Raw genomic sequence first — 18,730 nt, forward strand, 5'->3', positions numbered from 1 at the left:
CGCTCACCAGTCGTGCACCGAGCCGTCGAGGCGGCGCGCCACGGGCAGATAACGCCGCTGGTACGGGAAGCGCTCGGCCGCCTTCTCGTCGTACTCGACGCCCAGGCCCGGAGCGTCCGACGGGTTGAGGTACCCGTCGGCGAAGGTGACACCGCTGCGGAACACCTCGAAGGTCTCCTCCGCGTGCCCCATGTACTCCTGGATGCCGAAGTTCGGCACCGTCACGTCCAGGTGCACGGCGGCGGCCATGGAGACGGGGGAGAGGTCCGTCGCGCCGTGCGAGCCGGTCCGTACGTGGTACAGGGCCGCCAGGTCGAAGATCCGCCGCAGATGGGTGATGCCGCCCGCGTGCACGACGGTGGTGCGTACGTAGTCGACGAGCTGCTCGGTGATGAGGTGCTGGACGTCCCAGACCGAGTTCATCACCTCGCCGACCGCGATCGGCGTGGTGGTGTGCTGCCGGATGAGCCGGAACGCCTCCTGGTTCTCCGCCGGGGTCGGGTCCTCCATCCAGAACAGCCGGCACGCCTCGACGCTCTTGCCGAACCGGGCCGCCTCGATGGGGGTCAGGCGGTGGTGCACGTCGTGCAGCAGGTGGAAGCCGAAGCCGAACCGCTCGCGGACCGCCTCCAGATAGGCGGGCGCGAAACCGAGGTACGCCTCCGTGTCCCAGGGCTGTTCCTGGGGCAGGTCGGTCGCGGCCGGCTCGTAGATCGTGCCCTTGCGGACCCCGTACGTGCCGCCGACGTCCGGCACGGCGGCCTGCGCCCGCACCGCCTTGTAGCCCAGCTCCAGGTGGCGCTGGACGTCGTCCAGGAGGGAAGGGACGTCGGTGCCGCTGGCGTGCGAGTAGACCAGGACGCCGTCCCGGGACCGGCCGCCGAGGAGCTGGTACACGGGCAGGCCCGCGACCTTGCCCTTGATGTCCCACAGCGCCGTGTCGACGGCCGACACCGCCGTCATCGTCACCGGACCGCGACGCCAGTACGCGCCCTTGTAGAGGTACTGCCACATGTCCTCGACGCGGGCCGGGTCCCGGCCGATGAGCAGCGGCACCACGTGGTCGCGCAGATAGGCGGCGACGGCCAGTTCCCGGCCGTTGAGCGTGGCGTCGCCCAGCCCGGTCACCCCGTCGCTGGTGGTGATGCGCAGCGTGACGAACGTGCGCCCCGGGGAGGAGACGAACACCTCGGCCCGCTCGATTGTGCTCACTTGCGGCTCCATCCTGTCGTGCAGTGCTTGTATACAAGCATCTGTCGTGCAGGGGTGCAATACCCTTTCCGCAGGTACGTAGGATGGCCCCATGCCTCAATCGAACGGGCGGCGGACCAGTCGGCGCGACATCTACCTGAAGCTGCGTCAGATGGTCCTGACCCTGGAACTCGCCCCGGGCGCCGCCCTGTCGGAGAACGAGCTGGCCGCGTCGCTGGGGGTCAGCAGGACCCCGGTGCGCGAGAGCCTGATCCTGCTCGCCCAGGAAGGGCTGGTGCAGGTGTTCCCCAAGATCGGGTCGTTCGTGTCACGGGTGGACCCGGCGCAGGTCGCCGACGCCCAGTTCCTGCGCGAGGCCGTGGAGCTCGCCTCCCTGGAGGACCTGCCCGAACGGCTCGACGCGGGGATCGTGGCGGAGCTGCGGGACAACCTGGAGCGCCAGCGTGCCACCGGCCTCGGCCGGGAGGAGTTCTTCGCCCTGGACGAGGCGTTCCACCAGGCCCTGCTGCGGCTGAGCGGCCACGGCAACGCGTGGACGACGGTCGCCGCGGCCAAGGGTCACCTGGACCGGGCCCGCCGGCTCGGCCTGCACGGGCACGAGTCCCCGGCGGTCTTCGCCGACCAGCACCAGGAGATCTTCGCGGCGGTCGAGAGCGGTGACGTGCCGCTGGCCCGCTCGCGCATGCGCGACCACCTGAGGGCCGTCTTCAACGACATCGAACGCATCCGCGCCCACGCGCCCGAGCTGTTCGCCTCCGGCTCCTCGACGGTGCCGGTGCGGCGCAGTGTGGTGGTCTGGGAGTAGCCCCGGGCCGCCGGCCGGCTCCCGGGGCGCCGGTCACGGCCGTCGGCTCTCGCTCACGGTCGGCGGGGCACTGGCGGTGGGCGAGGCCGACGGTGCCTCGGAGGGGGTGGACGCGGTCTGCCCCGGGCCGGAGGGCGCCGGGGTGGGCGGCTCGTCGGTGGCCGGGGGTGAGGGCCACGGGGCCGTCGCGGAGGGCGGCGCCATCGGCACCGTCGGGGACGCGGGCCGCTCGGGCGCCGCCCGCAGGAACGGCAGCGCGACCAGGCCGGCCACGGCGACGGTCAGACCGGCGCCCGCGGCGGTGCGCAGCAGGCGGCGGCGGGACGCGGCGCGGCGGATCTGCTCGTAGCGGCCGGGGGGCGCGGAGAGGTGCCCGGGGGCGGGGCGCAGGACCACCAGGAACGGGTCGTCGGGGCCGGACTCCGGGCCCTCGCCCTCGCCTTCGTCAACGCGTGTGGTCAAGGCTTCTCCTCAGATGGACACGGAGCAGTTCCCGGGCCGCGTGCAGATCGGCCTTGACGGTTCCTTCCTTCCGTCCGGTCAGCGCGGACACCTCCCGGATCGGCATGTCAGCGTAGTAGTGCAGCAGGATCGGCACCCGCAGCCGTTCGGGCAGCGACTGCACCAGCAGGCGTACGGAAGGGTCGTCCTGTTCGGCGTGCGGGCGCACGGCGGCCTCCGTGCCGGCCCGGCGCACGGCCCGGCGCTCGCGCTCCAGTTTCCGCCAGTGGTCCCGGACCAGGTTGGCGGCGGTGACGTAGAGGAAGCCGCGCGGCTCCTCCACCGACGTCCACCGGGCCCAGAGCCGGGTGAACGCCTCGGAGGCGATCTCGTGGGCCGTCTCGTCGTCGTCGACGAGCCGGCGGCACCAGCCGGCCAGGCGCGGGTAGAGGGCGGCGAACAGTTCGGACGCCGCCCTGTCACGGGAGCGTTTCAACGTACTCCAGGGTCGTGGGGGCGAGGGGTCAGCGGCCGGCGGGGACCCGGGCCGCGAAGACGATGACGTTGTCGGCGTAGCCGTCACCGGTGCGGGGGCCGCCGCACGTGATCAGCCGCAGCTCCGGGCGGTCCACGTCCCCGTAGACCTCCTCGGTCGGGAAGTCGGACTTCGCCACCGTGCGCACGGCGGTGACCTCGAACGTGACGGCCGTGCCGTTCTCCAGGCGGGCCACGGCCCGGTCGCCCCGGCGCAGTTCGGCCAGGCGCCGGAAGACTCCGTCACCGTACTCGCCCACGGTGACGTGGCCGAGGACGACGGAGGGGCCGACCTGTCCCGGGGTGGGCGAGTGCTCGTACCAGCCCGCCGGGTCGTGCGCCCTGACCGGCGGGACCCGCACGCTGCCGTCCGGGGCCAGCCCCAGCCGGACGACCGGCGTGTCCACGCCGATCGCCGGAATCCGCAGCCGCACCGGGACCGAACGGGCCACCGCCCGCGCCGGGTCGCCGGGGTGAGCCGACGCGCCGGGGGAGGCGGGCGAGGGCGGCCGCGGCGTGCGGCCGGCCGTACTGGTGCGCAGGCCGGTACCGCCGCTGCCGCAGCCCGCGAGCAGCGTGGCCGTCGCCGCGGTCACGAACGCCCGCCTGGAGAACGTGGTCACGCCCCGTTCGCCCGACGGCGGCGGACGACGAGGACCGTCGCGCCGCCCGCGAGGGCCACCGCGGCGGCACCCCCGCCGACCAGCGCCCCGCCCGGCCCGGACGACGAGGAGTCGGCCGTGCTCACTCCGGTGTCGGCGGCGCCGGACGGGACGACGGAGACCTGCCCCGGGGAGGGGACCTGCTCCTCGGCGGGCACCGCGCTCGCGGACGGCGCCTCGGTCGGCGCCTCGGTCGGTTCCTCCGCGGGGGCGGCCGTGCCGGGGGAGGACGGCACCGGGGTCGGCGGCTTGCTCTCGGTGGGAACGGGGCTCGGGGAGGAGGCGAACGCGGGCACGGCGGTCGCCAGTACGGCGGTGCCCGCGAGGGCCAGGGAACTGAGGGTGGTCCGGCGCATCGGTCGCTCTCTTTCGTCGGTCCGCCCGGTCGGCGTGACGGGGCGGCGCGGGAATCGACCGGAGAGACGAGGCAGGAGGAGGACCGGTTGTAAAGAACTGGCAAAGTCGAACGGGTGGCGCCGTCAGCCGCGGCGGCGGGCGTCCTCCAGGTAGCGCAGGACCGCGGCCACCCGCCGGTCGACCTGGTCGGCGGGCGAGAGGTCGAGCTTGGCGAAGATGGAGCGGATGTGCTTGTGCACCGCGCCGTCGGTGACGACCAGCCGGCGCGCGATCGCGGTGTTGCCGAGCCCCTCCGCCATCAGCGCCAGGACCTCCCGTTCGCGCGGGCTGAGCCGTTCCAGCCGGGTGTCCTGACGGGAGCGGGTGAACAGCTGGGCGACCACCTCGGGGTCGATGGCGGTGCCGCCGGACGCCACCCGGTGCAGCGCGTCCAGGAACTCCTCGACCCGGCCCACCCGTTCCTTGAGCAGATACCCGAGGCCGGTCACCCCGCCGGTGAGCAACTCGGTGGCGAAGGACTGCTCGACGTACGCGGACAGCACCAGCACCGCGAGTCCCCGGTGGCGCCGCCGGGCCTCGACGGCGGCGCGGATGCCCTCGTCGGTGTGGCTGGGCGGCATCCGCACGTCGAGGATGGCGACGTCCGGCCGGTGCTCGTCGATGGCGTCGAGCACGCCGTCGGGGGTGCCGGCGGTGGCGACCACGTCGAGGGACTCGGCGCGCAGCAGGAGGGCGAGCCCCTCGCGCAGCAACGGGTCGTCCTCGGCAATCACGATGCGCATGTCACGTTCCGCAGTTCGAGTTCACGTTCCGCACGGCAGGTCCACGTCCAGGACCGTGGGGCCGCCCGGCGGGCTGGCCAGGGTGAGCGTACCGTCGTGGGCCGCGACGCGGTCACGGATGCCGGTGAGCCCGGAACCGCCCTGCTCGTCGGCCCCGCCCCGCCCGTCGTCCTCGATCCGCAGGCGCAGCCGGCCGCCCCGGGCGCGGGCGGTGACGGTGGCCGCCTCGGCGCCGCTGTGCTTGGCGACGTTGGTCAGGGCCTCGGCGACCACGAAGTAGGCGGTCGCCTCGACGGAGGCCGCGCACCGCTCGGGCACGTCGACGTCGGTCCGGCAGGGCACCGCGCAGTGCGCGGCCAGACCCGTCAGCGCGCCCGCCAGCCCCCGGTCGGCCAGCACCGGCGGCAGGATGCCGCGGGCGACGGTGCGCAGTTCGGCCAGGGCCTGTTCGGCGGCCGACTGGGCGCGCTCCAGCAACTCCCCGGCGCCCTCCGGGTCGCGGGCCACCATGCGGCGGGCGGCACCCAGCAGCACCGTGACGGTGACGATGCGGTTCTGCGTGCCGTCGTGCAACGAACGCTCGATGCGCCGCAGTTCGGTCGCGTGGGCGTCCAGGGCGGCGGCGCGGGTGGCGGTCAGCTCGGCGACCCGCAGCGACAGGTCGGTCTCGGGACCGGCCGCCAGCAGCAGCCGTCCGGGCGCGGACTGGAGGCGGGCCAGGGCGGGGAACAGGCCCAGGATGATGGCCGTCCAGCCCAGCCCCAGCAGCGTCACGGCGGCGGCCTGGGGCCAGGTGTGCGCGGTGCCGATCCCGAGGGAGGTGCTGGTGGCGTCCGGGGGCGCCAGTGGCCACAGCAGCGGGAAGACACAGTCCCGGACGGCGGCGATCGGCAGCAGCACGCCGAGCAGCCCGAGGACGAACCCCAGGGTGGCGTGCCGGGCCAGCCAGCGCAGCTCCCGGCGGGTGACGGGATCGGCGAGCGCCGCCCGCAGCCGGACGGGCGGCGGCTCGGGGGCGATCACCTCGGGCCCACAGCGGCCGAGCCGTGCGCGTTCCCGGCGGGCCAGGGCGTGCAGGGCGCGCGGCACCGGCTGTCCGATCAGCAGGCCCACGCCGAGCGGCGCGGTCACCGCCGCCACCGCTGTCAGCAGCAGCAGGCCGAGGGCGGGCACGGCGGTGCCGAGCCCGCCGGCGAGCTGTGCGATCGCGGCGCGGGCGTCCCTGAGGGCCCGTACCGCGATGTCCTTGAAGCCGGTGGTCCCGGCCGCCGCGTCGCGGGTCGTCATCCGCCCTCCTCCACTGTGTCGCACACCGACCCTAGGCCGCCCGCGGGGCGACCGTCAGCCGGGGGCCGGAAAGGTACAGCCTGCTGTACCTCCGACCGGGCGGACCGCTGGATCGGCGGCAAGGGGTGCCGGTCCCTAGCGTCGGGGGCAGCAAAGACGGCCGTGGAGACCGGCCGTCACCAACCCCTGGAGGCAGCCGCCATGCCGCACACCGACCCCTACCGGCTGAGCGACGCCGGCGACGGCGACCGTACGGACGGCGTCAGCCGCTCGGACATCGTACGGACCCTGCTGTGGGCCGTGGTGGTGCTCAGCGCCGTCGCCAACATGGCGGTCTCCTACGGCGACACCCCTGTAGTGGCCAACCTGGCCTGCGGCTTCGTCACCGTGCTCGCCGCCGGCACCCTGGCCGTGCGCGCCCTGCGCGGGCGCCGATGAACACCGCAGTCGCGCCGGACACCGCGCGCACCGCACCCGCCGTCGCGCTGACCGGCGTCGGCAAGACGTACCCCGGCGGCGTACGGGCCCTGGACGACGTGTCGCTGACCGTGGAACGCGGCACGTTCCTCGCCGTGATGGGCCCCTCGGGTTCCGGCAAGAGCACCCTGATGCACTGCGCCGCCGGACTGGACTCCGCCACCTCGGGCAGCGTCCGCGTCGGCGGACGGGAGATCACCGGGCTGAGCGAGACCCGCCGCACCGAACTGCGCCGCGAACACGTCGGCTTCGTCTTCCAGGCGTACAACCTGATCCCGTCGCTCAGCGTCGAGGACAACATCACACTGCCGCTGCGGCTGGCGGGCCGCGCACCGGACCGTCCCTGGCTGCGCACCCTCGTCGAGCGGGTCGGCCTCGCCGACCGGCTCGCGCACCGCCCCGCCGAACTCTCCGGCGGCCAGCAGCAACGCGCCGCGCTGGTACGGGCGCTGGTGGCCCGGCCCGCCGTCGTCTTCGCGGACGAACCGACCGGGGCACTGGACCTGCGCAGCGCCCACCAGGTGCTGGACCTGCTGCGCGACCTCGTCGACGACCTCGGCCAGACGGTGGTGATGGTCACCCACGACCCGGCCGCCGCGGCCCGCGCGCACCGGGCCCTGGTGATGGCCGACGGCCGGGTGGTGGAGTCCCTCGACTCACCGACCGCACCCGAACTCGCCGAGCGGCTCGTCGCGTTGGGGGAGAAGTAGCCGATGCTGTACCTCGCCCTGCGCACGGCCCGGCACCGGATCACCGCGCTGCTCGCCGTGGCCTGCGCCGTCCTCGGCGGCGCCGTGCTGATCACCGGCACCGGCGTCCTGGCCGACACGGGCCTGCGCTCCCAGCTGCCGCCCGGCCGGCTCGGCGGCGCGGACGTCGTGGTCGCCGCCGACCAGGAGCACCACCCGGCGGCGGATCCGCCGATCGCCCTGCCGGAGCGGGCCGCGATCCCGGCCCGGCTCACCGACCGCCTGGCCGGACTGCCGGGCGTCACCGCGGTGGTCGGCGACATCACCTTCCCGGCCGCCCTGCTCGACGACGCGGGCCGTCCGCTCCCGTCCGCCGCCGACCCGGCCGCCGCGGGCCACGGCTGGTCCTCCACCGAACTGCTGGCCGCACCACGCGTCACGGGCCGCGCACCGGTCGGCGCGGACGAGATCGCCGTACCGGCGGACAGCGGCCTCGATGTCGGCGACCGGGTCCGGGCCGCCGTGCACGGCCGGGCCGCCGCGCCCTACCGGGTCACCGCCCTGGTCGACGCCCCGGACGCGGGCGTCTACCTCGCCGACGCCACGGCCGCGCGGCTGGCGCGGCGGGCGGCCGGCGGCGACGGACCGCGGGCCGGCACCGTCGACCTGATCGGTCTGCGGGCCGAACCCGGCACCGGGGCCTGGCTCGCCTCGGCGGTCCGCAACCGTCTGGCCGGCACCGGACTGGAGGTCCTCACGGGCACCGACCGGGGCGAGGCCGTGGAGCCGGGTATCGGCTCGGCCCGCTCCCTGCTCGTCCTGCTCGCCGGTTCGCTCGGCGGCATCGTCCTGCTGATCACCGGGTTCGTCACGGCGGGCGCGCTCGGCCTCGCCGTCGCCGGACAGCGCCGCGACCTGGCGCTGATGCGGGCCGTGGGAGCGACACCGAAGCAGATCCGCCGCCTGGCCGCCGCCCAGTCGACCCTCGTCGCCGCGGTGGCCCTGGTCCCGGGCGTGGCCCTCGGCTACCTGCTGGCGGACGCGTTCCGCGACGTCCTCGTCGACCGCGACGTCCTGCCCGCCGGCCTGCCGTTGACGCTGAGCCCCTTCCCGGCCCTCGCCACGCTCCTCCTCACCGCCGGCGCGGTGCAGCTCGCGGCGCGCTGCGCGGCCTGGCGCACCTCCCGGATGCCGGCCACCGAGGCGGTCGCCGAGTCCCGCACCGAGCCCCGGGCACCGTCCCGCGTACGCACCCGGGCCGGCCTGCTGCTGATCCTCGGCGCGAGCGCGCTCTGTGCCGTCCCCCTGATCTCCCGTACCGCGCTCGGCGCCTCGGCCACCTCGATGGCGGGCATCGTCGCCGCGATCGGCCTGGCCCTGGCCGGCCCGGCCCTCGTCCGGGCGGCGGGACGGACGGCGCTGCGGCGGCTGCGGCCCGGGGCGGCGGCCCCGGCCTGGCTCGCGCTCTCCAACGTACGCGCCTACGCGCAGCGGCTCTCCGGAGTCATCAGCCCGCTGGCGATGGGCGTCGTGTTCGTCCTGACGTACACCCTCGCCCAGACCACCGTGCTCGCCGCCACCTCGGCCGACACCAGCGCCGGCACCCTCGCCCAGTACCGGCTGACCGCGCCCGCCCTGGGCGGCCTCCCGGCGGACACCCTGGCCCGGGTGCGCGCCGTGCCGGGCGTCCGGGCGGCCGAGCCGGTCGGCGCGACCACGGTGGTGTGGCCGTACCGGCTGTTCGGCGAGACGGAGACCGAGGCGTCCTCGGCCGTGATCCTCGGCGGGCGGGCGGCCGACGTCCTCGACCTCGGGGTGGAGCAGGGCTCCCTGGACCGGCTCACCGGGGCCACGGTCGCCGTCAGCGGCGAGGCCGCAGGGCAGCGCGACGCGCGGCCGGGCCGGCGGGTGCGGCTGGTGCTGGGCGACGGGGCCCGGGTCACCGCCGAGGTCGTCGCCGTGTACGCGCGCGGGCTCGGCTTCGGCCCCGTGGTCCTCTCCCCGGACCTGGCCGCGGGCCACACCACGGCCGACCCGGCGGCGCAGAGCGTCCTGGTACACACCGACGGCACGGCCGCCGCCGGTCAGCGGCTGGCCGCGTTCGCAGCCGCCCGCCCCGGCCTCGCCCTGACCGGCACCGGTGCGGACCGCGCCGCCGGGCAGGACACACCGCCCGAGGTGTGGATCAACCTCGTCGTCATCGTCGTCCTCCTCGGCTGTCTGCTGCTCAGCATCGCCAACAGGCTGGTCGCCGCCACGGCCCAGCGCCGCACCGAGATCGCCGCGCTCCGCCTGGTCGGCACGACCCCGCGGCAGATCCTGGCGATGACGCGCCGCGAGTCCGCGATGACGGCCGCCGCCGCCCTCGCCGCGGGCCTGGCCCTCTCCGCGCTGCCCCTCGCCCTCCTCGGCCAGGGGTTCCTCGGCCGCCCCTGGCCGGCCGGCCCGGCCTGGCTGCTTCCGGCGACCGCGGCGACGGTGGCGCTGACGTCCTTCCTGACGGTGGAACTGCCCACCCGACGGGCGCTGCGGACGGCACCGGCGGAGGTGGTACGGGCGGTGTGAGGGGCCTCGCCGAGGGTGGTAGGTGCGGTGTGAGCGGCCTCGGCGGGGTGTCCACGCCCGCCCGGCGATGTCAGGAGGACGTGGCCGGCGGGTCCTCGACGGCCGCCCTGCCGTAAGGACCGTGCACGGCCTTGTCCCGCTGCATGGCGGTGAGCTGGACGGCGAAGTACGCGGCGGCGGCCGCGGCCAGGACGTCGAGCGCGTCCGAGATCATGTACTGCACCAGCCCGTTCTGTATCGATCAGCGTCTGGGCGGTCTCGAAATCGTTCCCGGCGAACCGGCCGGACAGGCTGCCGGCGACGAACAGCCCCCACCACAGGTTGACCGGCCACAGCCGCATCCGCGGCAGCCCGCCGTCGGACGGCAGCATCGTGGCCGCGCTCCACATGTCGACGGCGACGCGGTACGGCAGCCACAGGTTCGCCACCGGAACGAGCCAGGCGGCGATGGCCCAGCCGGCACCGTTGCGGAACCGGTCGGGGGCGAGCGGCCCGGTGGCGCGGCGCATCCGGAAGAACCAGACGACGAAGGCGACCGCACAGGGCAGCAGCGCGATCATCTGGCAGCGCGCGGCCGTGTCGTACAGCGAGGCGGCGGCGTCCAGTTCCTCCTCGGAAGCGGTGAGGAACCCGGTGTCCCCGCCGATGACCATCCGGTACCGGATCCCGGCGAAGACGCTGAACAGATCGACGAGCGCCGAGAGCGTCAGCCCCGTGACCACGGCGACGAGGAACCCTCGCGCGGGCACGGGCGGTGACGCGGGAAGCGCCGGCAGCGGACGCGGCGCACCGGATGCGGACATGACGAGGAGACCCCCACGGGTGACCAGCGGAAACGGCCTTGCGGAAGATCGCACGGCCGGAGCACGATACGCCGTACGGCGACCCCGCGCCACGAGCCGGGCCCGCCGCTCTCAGCCGCGCACGCACTCCTCGATGACCGAGGCGACCTGCTGCGTCGCCGGCGAGTTGCGGTGCGCGCGGCGGGCCAGCACCAGGTCGATCGTCTCCGTCTCGGCGAGCGGCACGTACGTCACGCCGTCGAGCCGCAGGCTCTGCACCGACCGCGGCACGAGGGCGACACCGTGCCCTGCGGCCACGAGGACGACGAGCGTCGCGGTCTCGCCGACCTCGACGAGGGCCGAGGGCCGGAACCCGGCCCGGTCGCAGGCGGCCAGCACCCGGTCGTACATGGCGGACCGCGGCTGCGAGGGATGGATGACGAAGGGCTCGTCCGCCAGCGCCGCCAGGGGGATCTCCGTCCCGGCCGCCAGCGGATGGTGGGCCGGGACCACGGCGACCAGCGGCTCTGCCCGCAGCGGCGTGATGCTCACCCCCTCGGTGCCGGCCGCGCCGGCCCGCGACACGGCGAGGTCGTAGGCGCCGGTGAGCAGGCCCTCCACCAGCTGCGGGGTGAGCAGTTCGCCGCGCAGGTCCAGCGTGATGTGCGGCAGCCGCGACCGCACCATGCGGGCGACCTGGGGCAGGACGTCGTACGTGGCGGTGCCGATGAAGCCGACGGAGACCCGGCCGGTGTGGCCGCTGGCCAGTTCCGCCATGTGCACGCGGGCGCGCTCGGCCTCGGCGACCAGCGTGCGCGCGTACCCGGTCAGGTGCCGGCCGGCCTCGGTGAGTTCGACGTGCCGGGTGGAGCGGTGGAACAGCGTCGTGCCCAACTCGTGTTCCAGCTGCTTGATCTGCTGGGACAGGGCGGGCTGGGCGACATGCAGCCGGGCCGCCGCCCGCCCGAAGTGGCACTCCTCCGCGAGCGCGAGGAAGTAGCGGACCTGACGAAGCTCCATACCGACAGTTTATAAGAGAGCCTTATCAATCGATCCGGATTAGGTCTTGGACCCGATGAAGGCCGTGGGCCTAGCGTGAGGGCGTGACCGACAGTTACGTGTACGCAGCGGCAAGAACACCCTTCGGACGGTTCTCCGGTGCCCTCGCCGGCGTCCGGCCCGACGACCTCGCGGCGCTCGCCGTGCGGGGCGTCCTGGCCAAGGCCCCGGAGCTGGACCCGGGTGAGATCGGCGACGTCGTCTGGGGCAACGCCAACGGCGCCGGCGAGGACAACCGCAACGTCGGCCGGATGGCCGTCCTGCTGGCAGGGCTGCCCACCTCGGTGCCCGCCACCACGGTCAACCGGCTGTGCGGATCCTCGCTGGACGCGGCGATCATCGCCTCCCGCGCCATCGAGACCGGCGACGCGGACATCGTGCTCACCGGCGGCGTGGAGTCGATGAGCCGGGCCCCCTGGGTCCTGCCCAAGCCCTCCCGCGCGTTCCCCGCCGGGGACGTGACCGCCGTCTCCACCACCCTCGGCTGGCGCCTGGTCAACAAGAACATGCCGAAGGAGTGGACGGTCTCCCTGGGCGAGGCCAACGAGCAGCTCGCCGAGCGGTTCACCATCCCCCGCGAGCGGCAGGACGAGTTCGCCGCCCGGTCCCACCAACTCGCCGACGCCGCCTGGACGGACGGCTTCTACGACGACCTGGTGGTACCGGTCGGGACCGACGCCAAGGGCACCACCCTCGCCCGGGACGAGGGCATCCGGCCCGGCTCCACACCCGAGAAGCTCGCCGGGCTCAAGCCGGCCTTCCGGCCCGACGGTGTGATCACGGCGGGCAACGCCTCACCGCTGAGCGACGGCGCCTCGGCCGTCCTGCTCGGCTCGGAGGCCGCCGCGGCCCGCATCGGCACCGCCCCGCTGGCCCGCGTCGCCGGGCGCGGCGTCTTCGCGCTCGATCCGCAGGACTTCGGGTTCGCGCCGGTCGAGGCGGCGAACCGGGCCCTGAAGCGCGCGGGCATCACCTGGTCCGACGTAGCGGCGGTCGAACTCAACGAGGCGTTCGCCGTGCAGTCGCTGGCCTGCGTGGACGCCTGGGGGATCGACCCGGACATCGTCAACACCAAGGGCGGCGCCATCGCGCTCGGCCACCCGCTGGGCGCCTCCGGCGGCCGCATCCTCGGCACCCTCGCCCACCGGCTCACGAGGTCCGGCGAGCGGTGGGGCGTCGCCGCGATCTGTATCGGGGTGGGCCAGGCGCTCGCCGTGGTCCTGGAGAACGTGACGGAGGCCAAGGGATGAGCACGCTGCTGTGCGCCAACGCCGACGAGGCGGTCGCGGGGATCGAGGACGGCTCGACGGTACTGGTGGGCGGCTTCGGGATGGCCGGCATGCCGGTCGACCTGATCGACGCCCTCATCCGGCAGGGCGCCACCGACCTGACCGTCGTGTCCAACAACGCCGGCAACGGCGACACCGGCCTGGCCGCGCTGCTGGCGAAGGGACGCGTCCGCAAGGTCGTCTGCTCCTTCCCCCGGCAGGCCGACAGCTACGTCTTCGACGAGCTGTACCGGACCGGGAGGATCGAGCTGGAGGTCGTGCCGCAGGGCAACCTCGCCGAGCGGATGCGGGCGGCCGGGGCCGGCATCGGCGCGTTCTACTGCCCCACCGGCGCCGGCACCCTGCTGGCCGAGGGCAAGGAGACCCGCGTCATCGACGGGCGCACCTACGTCCTGGAGTACCCGATCAAGGGCGATGTGGCGCTGATCGGCGCCCACCGGTCCGACCGCATGGGCAACCTCGTCTACCGCAAGACCGCCCGCAACTTCGGACCGGTCATGGCCACCGCCGCGACCACCGTGGTCGCCCAGGTCCGCGAGATAGTCGACACCGGCACCATCGACCCCGAGACCGTGATCACCCCGGGCATCTATGTCGACCGCGTGGTGCAGGAGGCGACCGCATGAGCACCGATTCCCTCGTCACGGACACCGGGCGCGGCCCGCTCGGCAAGCACGACATGGCCGCCCTGGTGGCCCGCGACATCCCGCACGGCGCCTTCGTCAACCTCGGCATCGGCCAGCCGACCCTGGTCGCCGACCATCTGCCGGCCGACTCCGGCGTGGTCCTGCACACCGAGAACGGCATGCTCAACATGGGACCCGCCGCGCAGGGCGACGAGATCGACCCCGATCTCACCAACGCCGGCAAGGTCCCCGTGACCGAGCTGCCCGGCGCGGCGTACTTCCACCACGCCGACTCCTTCGCCATGATGCGCGGCGGCCACCTGGACATCTGCGTTCTGGGCGCCTTCCAGGTCTCGACCGCCGGTGACCTCGCCAACTGGCACACCGGCGCGCCGGACGCCATACCCGCCGTCGGCGGGGCCATGGACCTGGCGATCGGGGCGAAGAAGGTCTTCGTCATGATGACGCTGTTCACCAAGACCGGCGCGCCCAAGCTGGTCCCCGAGTGCACCTACCCGCTGACCGGGCTGGCCTGTGTCGACCGGGTCTACACCGACCTCGCCGTCTTCGACATCACCGAGCGGGGCGTCTCGGTGCGGGAGACCTTCGGCACCACCGTCGACGAACTCGCCGGCCGCCTGGACCTGCCGCTGCTGTCCGCGGGCGGCTGACGCCCGCCTCCTCCGGTCCCGGCGCGGTGGCGGGACCCGAGGAGACGGCGGCCCGGGAACCGGCCCGGCCGGTTTTGCTACCCGCGCGGACGCGGCGGCCACCCGGCCGGGTGCCGCTGCTGCCCGGCGTCCTGCGAGGACTCCGCCGCCAGGCTGCCGAGGAGGGCGAGGGCCTCGGCGGAGGGGCTGCCGGGCTCGGCGTGATAGACGACGAGCTGCTGGTCGGGGGTGGCGTTCACGGTCAGGGTCTCGTAGGACAGGGTGAGTTCGCCGACGAGCGGGTGCCGCAGGCGCTTGGTCTCGTGCGTCTTGTGCCCGATGTCGTGACGGGCCCACAGACGCCGGAAGGGTTCGCTGCGCAGGCTCAGTTCGCCGACGAGCCGCGTCAGGGACGGATCGTCGGCGTCCCCGGCCGCCGCCCGCAGCGCGGCCACGGCGTTCAGCGCCGCCCGGTCCCAGTCGACGTAGAACTCGCGGGCGTCCGGGTCCAGGAAGACCAGCCGCATCAGGTCGTCGCTGTACGTGTGACCGGCGAACAGGGCCCGGCCGAGGTCGTTGTGGGCCAGCACGTCGAGATACGGACCGAGGATCACCGCCGGGAGGTGCTGCCAGCCGTCCATGATCCGCAGCAGTCCCTCGCTCACCCGCTGATTCCGCCCCGCCCGGCGCCGGCGGCGCGGAGCCGGAGCCGCGAGCCGCCGCAGATACGCGGTCGCCTCCTCGTCGAGCACCAGCGCCCGGGCGATCGCGTCGACGACCTGCGCCGAGGGACGGCGTTCCCGGCCCTGCTCCAGGCGCACGTAGTAGTCGGTGCTCACCCCCGCCAGCATCGCCACCTCCTCGCGCCGCAGGCCGGGCACCCGGCGCCGGACCCCCGGGGCGAGCCCGAGGTCCTCCGGGCGCACGAGCCGGCGGCGGGCCCGCAGATACTGCCCGATCGGGTTGTCACTCTCCACGCGGTCCATACACAGGAGCGTAGAACGAGCGGAGCCGGCGAGGGTGGCCGTGCCACTCCTACGATGAGCGGTCCCCGGTGAGCGGCTGCCTGGTGCGGTCGCCGGACCGGCACGACGGTGGGGACATGAATTCTTCGATCACTTCCCCTTCCCCGGCCACGCCCGACGGCCCGCTCGCCGGGCGGGTGGCCGTCGTCACCGGCGCCACCAGCGGTATCGGTGCCGCCACCGCCCGCCGACTGGCCCGCGGCGGTGCCGGCGTCGCCCTGTTCGGGCGCCGGGAGGACCGGCTCACCGGCCTCGCCGAGGAACTGCGCTCCACCACCGCGGGCAAGATCCTGCCGGTGGCCGTGGACATCACCGACTCCGCCGCCCTCACGGAGGCCGCGGCCTCGGTACGCGCCGTGCTCGGCCGGCCCGACCTGGTCGTGGCCAACGCCGGCGTGATGCTGGGCGCACCGTTCGAGAGCGCCGACACCGCCGAGTGGGACCGCATGCTCGACGTCAACCTGCGCGGACTGCTGCTCACCGGCCGCGCCTTCGTCGACGACCTGCTCGCCGCCGCGCAGACCGGTCCGGCCGACCTCGCGTTCGTCGGATCCGTCGGCGGCCACAGCCTGTACCCCGACTGGTCGGTCTACTGCGCGACCAAGGCCGCCGTGGCCCACCTGACCCGCAACCTGCGGGCCGAACTGGGACCCCGCAACGTCCGGGTACGCAATATCGAGCCCGGCGTCACCGTCACCGAACTGGGCGCGGACATGCTCGACGACAACCTGCGCACCGCCCTGGCCCGGATGCGCACCGACCTGCGGCCGCTGGCCGCCGAGGACATCGCCGAGACGGTGGCCTTCACCGCGGCGGCACCGGCCAACGTGAACATGGCCGAGGTGGTCGTGGTCCCGGTACAGCAGGGCTGACGGACCGCGACCGACGGTCAGCGAGCCGTGCGCGAGGAGCGGGGGCGGTCCGGGGCGGCCGGCTCGATACGGCGGGCCCGGACGTGTCTGTCCTCGGCTCCGGTCGTCTCCGTCATGCGTCAGGCCGGGTGGTGGTCGGCGACCGCGCCGAGTTCGATGTCGTGTTCGAGGAGGGCTTTCAGTGCGCACAGCACGGTGGTGAATCCGCCGACGGTGTCATTGAGCCAGCCGACGGCGTCGTCCCCGGAACCCTGGAATCCGGTCTCGGTGACCCGCACGAGCGTGGCGTTCGCCGTGTGCGGTGTGAACGTCATCTCGACCAGCGTCGGCTGATCCTGGTCGCCCCACTCGAACCGGATCAGCCGGCCGGCCTCCACCGCCTCGACACGCACCTGGACGGACGCCCCGTAGACCGCCCACTCCCAGCGCAGCTCGGCCCCCGGGACCATCCTCCCGCTGCTCCGGCTGTACCAGAACCGCGTCGTGACGGACGGATCGGCGAAGGCTTCGAACACCTCCTCCGGGGGCCTGCGGACGATCATGGACGCGGAGGCGGCCGGGGGCCGGGTGAGTTCGAGTCTCTGCACAGGCACGATGATCAGGCACCCCCTGCCTCCTCGCATCCGTGAACGGCCCCCTTGACCCGCGCCCGTGGACGGCCCCGGCGACCCGCGCCCGTGGACGGCCCCGGTGACCCGCGTCTGTCACCCGCACCCGTGGGCGGCCCCCGTGACCCGCATCCGTGCCGCCCCCGGACGGGGTTCAGGGCACCGGGCAGCTGAGCGGCCACACCCGCTCGGACAACCGCCCGGTGAGGCGCTCGCCGGACAGCTCCGCGTCGCTGAGCCATCCCGCGGTCGTCAACTGGTCGACCAGCGGCTGCAGCGCGCCGGGATCACCGGCACACAGGGCGGCGAGCACACCGACGTCCACCCCCTCCCCGGCGGGTCCGAGCGTCTGCCCGTCCAGGCCGGTGCGCGTGGCGAGGGAGAGGGCCAGCAGCCGGGCTCCGGCGCTCGTCCGCGACTTGCGCAGCTTCCGCTCGGTGACGACGCGCTGTGTCCAGCCGCTCAGCTTGGCCCGGGTGTTCTTCCCGAACGGGAGCGGACGGCTGCCGTCCGGACCGGGTGCGAGGGACGGCACGGTGACCGGAGTCGGGTTCTCGGGCCGGGAGGCGAGCACGTCGGCGGGAGAACCGGGAATCCGCAGCCACCCGCACTCCGTCAGCCGGCTGATGAGCTGTTCGGGTTCCTCCAGGGGCAGGGCGGTCAGATCCTGCCCGGTCAGATTGCCGGCACCGGTGCGGGCGGTCCGCAGGACGAGCAGCAAGGTGAGCAGGCGGGCCTCCGGGCCGGGCAGCGGCGCGTGGTCGCGCGCGTAGGCGAGGACGGTACGGGCGTGCTCCCACAGCTGCGGTCCGGACAGCACGCGCGGAACGGCGGGTTCCTGGCCGTCGACGGTGTGTCCGGTGCGCTGCTGGTGCTGACTGCGGGCGGTGGCCGCGGCCTGTTCCGCCCGCACCGCGTCCGCGCGCAACTGGACGTCGCCGATGATGTCGGCCCACTCGTGGAAGGCGCGGGCCTTGCGGGCGTGCAGGTCGGCGAGGAGCGACAGGTCGGGCTCGGCGCGCTTCTGGTAGGCGCGGAACTGGTTGCCCAGTTCGATGAGTTCGTCGCGCAGGCTGGTCGGCCGCAGATGGTGCGGCACGATGCGCTGCGCGATCTTCCCTTGCTTGCCGTACGGCCGGTTCCCGGAAGGACGCGGGGCGGGCAGTCCGGCCCGCGCGCCGCCGGCTCGCGAGGTACCGCCGGGCTCGGTCAGGGACGCGGGAGCGTGGGAGAAGCTCGGTCCCACCGCGGCCCGGGCGGGCCGGGCGTCGGCCGGGGACGGCACCGGGCCGGCCGGCGTCGGGGCGGTGGCCACGACCTGCGCGCCGGGACGAGCGGCCGCGCAGCGCGCACAGCACTCGAGCGCCTGCCACCAGCGTCCCGCCCGGTCCGCGACGACCGCGAACACGACCCCGCCGCCGCACCGCCACGCCGCGGCGCCGGCCTGCCTGCCACCGGTGGCGGCGTCGCCGTGTCCGGGGCACCCGTCGGCCCGGCACGCGCAGTACGCCTCGCCCCGCGGGCCCGCGGCGGCCCGCAGATGCGCGGTGAGGTGCGCGACGGCGAAGGACCGGCCGGCGGCGGCGGAGGGCAGACGCTGAGCCGGGCACGCCGGACGGGTGCAGGAGAACCGCACCGCCGCGCTGCCGCGACCGACGGGATCGAGGCGCACCATCCAGGACCGCCCCGGCGCCCTCTCGACCGGCCCGCCCGCCGTGTGGGCCTCCAACTCCATCCTCGTCCCCTTCCCTCGCGTCGCCGCACGCCGTGATCTCTTCGCTGCGCGGCAGAGCAGTGTGCCGCAGCCACGTTACGGTCTGGAATCGGCCGATCACCGCAGCGTGGCCGGTCGGCGGGCCCCTCGGTGCCCGCGTCACCCCTGGGAGGCACCCCGGTGACGCGGCCGGTCCGGCCGTACCGCACCGGATCTCGTACGGGTGACCATCCCGGCGCGCTGTTGACGTGAGGCGAATGAAGTGGCCGGTGGGAGGAGGTGTCTCGCGGTGTG

The 18,730-nt window shown here is 74.6% G+C and carries 20 protein-coding genes and 1 pseudogene; 8 read left to right on the forward strand and 13 right to left on the reverse strand.

Features of this window, described 5'->3' with window-relative positions:
• Window positions 1-3: 3 nt before the first annotated feature.
• The gene (gene manD / locus J7I94_RS08980; protein WP_215166420.1) at window positions 4-1,224 is read right to left on the reverse strand and encodes a D-mannonate dehydratase ManD; all 1,221 of its coding nucleotides are present in this window, start codon (window positions 1,222-1,224) and stop codon (window positions 4-6) included.
• Window positions 1,225-1,303: 79 nt separating this feature from the next.
• On the opposite strand from manD, the gene J7I94_RS08985 reads away from it, so the two are divergent.
• On the forward strand, window positions 1,304-2,017 hold the full coding sequence (locus J7I94_RS08985; protein ID WP_215166421.1) for a GntR family transcriptional regulator: 714 nt from the start codon (window positions 1,304-1,306) through the stop codon (window positions 2,015-2,017).
• A gap of 33 nt (window positions 2,018-2,050) precedes the next feature.
• On the opposite strand, the gene J7I94_RS08990 is transcribed toward J7I94_RS08985, so the two are convergent.
• The 6 genes from J7I94_RS08990 to J7I94_RS09015 form a co-directional block, all read right to left on the reverse strand.
• Window positions 2,051-2,479, reverse strand: coding sequence for a hypothetical protein (locus J7I94_RS08990; protein ID WP_215166422.1), 429 nt, complete (start codon window positions 2,477-2,479; stop codon window positions 2,051-2,053).
• Complete coding sequence (locus J7I94_RS08995; RefSeq protein WP_215166423.1) at window positions 2,463-2,954, reverse strand: RNA polymerase sigma factor; 492 nt, start codon at window positions 2,952-2,954, stop codon at window positions 2,463-2,465. The genes J7I94_RS08990 and J7I94_RS08995 overlap by 17 nt, the downstream gene beginning before the upstream one ends.
• A gap of 28 nt (window positions 2,955-2,982) precedes the next feature.
• The gene (locus J7I94_RS09000) at window positions 2,983-3,615 is read right to left on the reverse strand and encodes a class F sortase (protein ID WP_215166424.1); all 633 of its coding nucleotides are present in this window, start codon (window positions 3,613-3,615) and stop codon (window positions 2,983-2,985) included.
• Window positions 3,612-4,010, reverse strand: a complete 399-nt coding sequence (locus tag J7I94_RS09005; RefSeq protein ID WP_215166425.1) for a Tat pathway signal sequence domain protein — start codon at window positions 4,008-4,010, stop codon at window positions 3,612-3,614. The genes J7I94_RS09000 and J7I94_RS09005 overlap by 4 nt, the downstream gene beginning before the upstream one ends.
• 123 nt (window positions 4,011-4,133) lie before the next feature.
• Window positions 4,134-4,793, reverse strand: coding sequence for a response regulator transcription factor (locus J7I94_RS09010; RefSeq protein WP_215166426.1), 660 nt, complete (start codon window positions 4,791-4,793; stop codon window positions 4,134-4,136).
• Window positions 4,794-4,814: 21 nt separating this feature from the next.
• A complete protein-coding gene (locus J7I94_RS09015; protein WP_215166427.1) occupies window positions 4,815-6,080 on the reverse strand; it encodes a sensor histidine kinase in 1,266 nt (421 codons plus the stop codon).
• A 201-nt stretch (window positions 6,081-6,281) separates the two neighbouring features.
• Here J7I94_RS09015 and J7I94_RS09020 point away from each other — a divergent pair, with 201 nt between their 5' ends.
• From J7I94_RS09020 to J7I94_RS09030, 3 genes are read left to right on the forward strand one after another with little or no spacing between them, the layout of a single operon-like run.
• Window positions 6,282-6,518, forward strand: coding sequence for a hypothetical protein (locus J7I94_RS09020; protein ID WP_215166428.1), 237 nt, complete (start codon window positions 6,282-6,284; stop codon window positions 6,516-6,518).
• Complete coding sequence (locus J7I94_RS09025) at window positions 6,515-7,267, forward strand: ABC transporter ATP-binding protein (protein ID WP_215166429.1); 753 nt, start codon at window positions 6,515-6,517, stop codon at window positions 7,265-7,267. The genes J7I94_RS09020 and J7I94_RS09025 overlap by 4 nt, the downstream gene beginning before the upstream one ends.
• Window positions 7,268-7,270: 3 nt before the next feature.
• A complete protein-coding gene (locus tag J7I94_RS09030; RefSeq protein ID WP_215166430.1) occupies window positions 7,271-9,811 on the forward strand; it encodes an FtsX-like permease family protein in 2,541 nt (846 codons plus the stop codon).
• Between the two features lie 70 nt (window positions 9,812-9,881).
• On the opposite strand, the gene J7I94_RS38195 is transcribed toward J7I94_RS09030, so the two are convergent.
• The 3 genes and pseudogenes from J7I94_RS38195 to J7I94_RS09040 form a co-directional block, all read right to left on the reverse strand.
• Window positions 9,882-10,025 carry a hypothetical protein gene (locus J7I94_RS38195; protein WP_251074841.1) on the reverse strand — a complete coding sequence of 48 codons (144 nt, stop codon included), beginning with the start codon at window positions 10,023-10,025 and terminating at the stop codon, window positions 9,882-9,884.
• Between the two features lie 52 nt (window positions 10,026-10,077).
• Window positions 10,078-10,614 (reverse strand): annotated as a pseudogene (locus tag J7I94_RS39215) (DUF4328 domain-containing protein); the annotation flags it as partial.
• Between the two features lie 111 nt (window positions 10,615-10,725).
• Window positions 10,726-11,613, reverse strand: a complete 888-nt coding sequence (locus J7I94_RS09040) for a LysR family transcriptional regulator (RefSeq protein ID WP_215166431.1) — start codon at window positions 11,611-11,613, stop codon at window positions 10,726-10,728.
• Between the two features lie 83 nt (window positions 11,614-11,696).
• On the opposite strand from J7I94_RS09040, the gene J7I94_RS09045 reads away from it, so the two are divergent.
• Genes J7I94_RS09045 through J7I94_RS09055 form a run of 3 tightly spaced genes read left to right on the forward strand, consistent with a single transcriptional unit; the run spans window position 11,697 to window position 14,238 of the window.
• Entirely contained in the window at window positions 11,697-12,902 is a 1,206-nt protein-coding gene (locus tag J7I94_RS09045) for a thiolase family protein (RefSeq protein WP_215166432.1), read from the forward strand.
• Window positions 12,899-13,567, forward strand: coding sequence for a 3-oxoacid CoA-transferase subunit A (locus tag J7I94_RS09050; protein WP_215166433.1), 669 nt, complete (start codon window positions 12,899-12,901; stop codon window positions 13,565-13,567). Before J7I94_RS09045 ends, J7I94_RS09050 begins: the two co-directional genes overlap by 4 nt.
• Window positions 13,564-14,238, forward strand: a complete 675-nt coding sequence (locus tag J7I94_RS09055) for a 3-oxoacid CoA-transferase subunit B (RefSeq protein WP_251074842.1) — start codon at window positions 13,564-13,566, stop codon at window positions 14,236-14,238. The genes J7I94_RS09050 and J7I94_RS09055 overlap by 4 nt, the downstream gene beginning before the upstream one ends.
• A gap of 77 nt (window positions 14,239-14,315) precedes the next feature.
• Here the strand turns inward: J7I94_RS09055 and J7I94_RS09060 are convergent, their stop codons facing one another.
• A complete protein-coding gene (locus J7I94_RS09060) occupies window positions 14,316-15,203 on the reverse strand; it encodes a helix-turn-helix domain-containing protein (protein WP_215166434.1) in 888 nt (295 codons plus the stop codon).
• A gap of 116 nt (window positions 15,204-15,319) precedes the next feature.
• Here J7I94_RS09060 and J7I94_RS09065 point away from each other — a divergent pair, with 116 nt between their 5' ends.
• Window positions 15,320-16,114, forward strand: a complete 795-nt coding sequence (locus J7I94_RS09065) for an SDR family oxidoreductase (protein ID WP_215166435.1) — start codon at window positions 15,320-15,322, stop codon at window positions 16,112-16,114.
• A 119-nt stretch (window positions 16,115-16,233) separates the two neighbouring features.
• Here J7I94_RS09065 and J7I94_RS09070 read toward each other — a convergent pair whose 3' ends face one another.
• Window positions 16,234-16,701, reverse strand: a complete 468-nt coding sequence (locus J7I94_RS09070) for an SRPBCC family protein (RefSeq protein ID WP_215166436.1) — start codon at window positions 16,699-16,701, stop codon at window positions 16,234-16,236.
• 175 nt (window positions 16,702-16,876) lie between these two features.
• Window positions 16,877-18,457, reverse strand: a complete 1,581-nt coding sequence (locus J7I94_RS09075) for a hypothetical protein (protein WP_215166437.1) — start codon at window positions 18,455-18,457, stop codon at window positions 16,877-16,879.
• Between the last annotated feature and the right edge of the window lie 273 nt (window positions 18,458-18,730).

This window comes from Streptomyces sp. ISL-12, from assembly GCF_018614415.1.
Classification (GTDB): domain Bacteria; phylum Actinomycetota; class Actinomycetes; order Streptomycetales; family Streptomycetaceae; genus Streptomyces.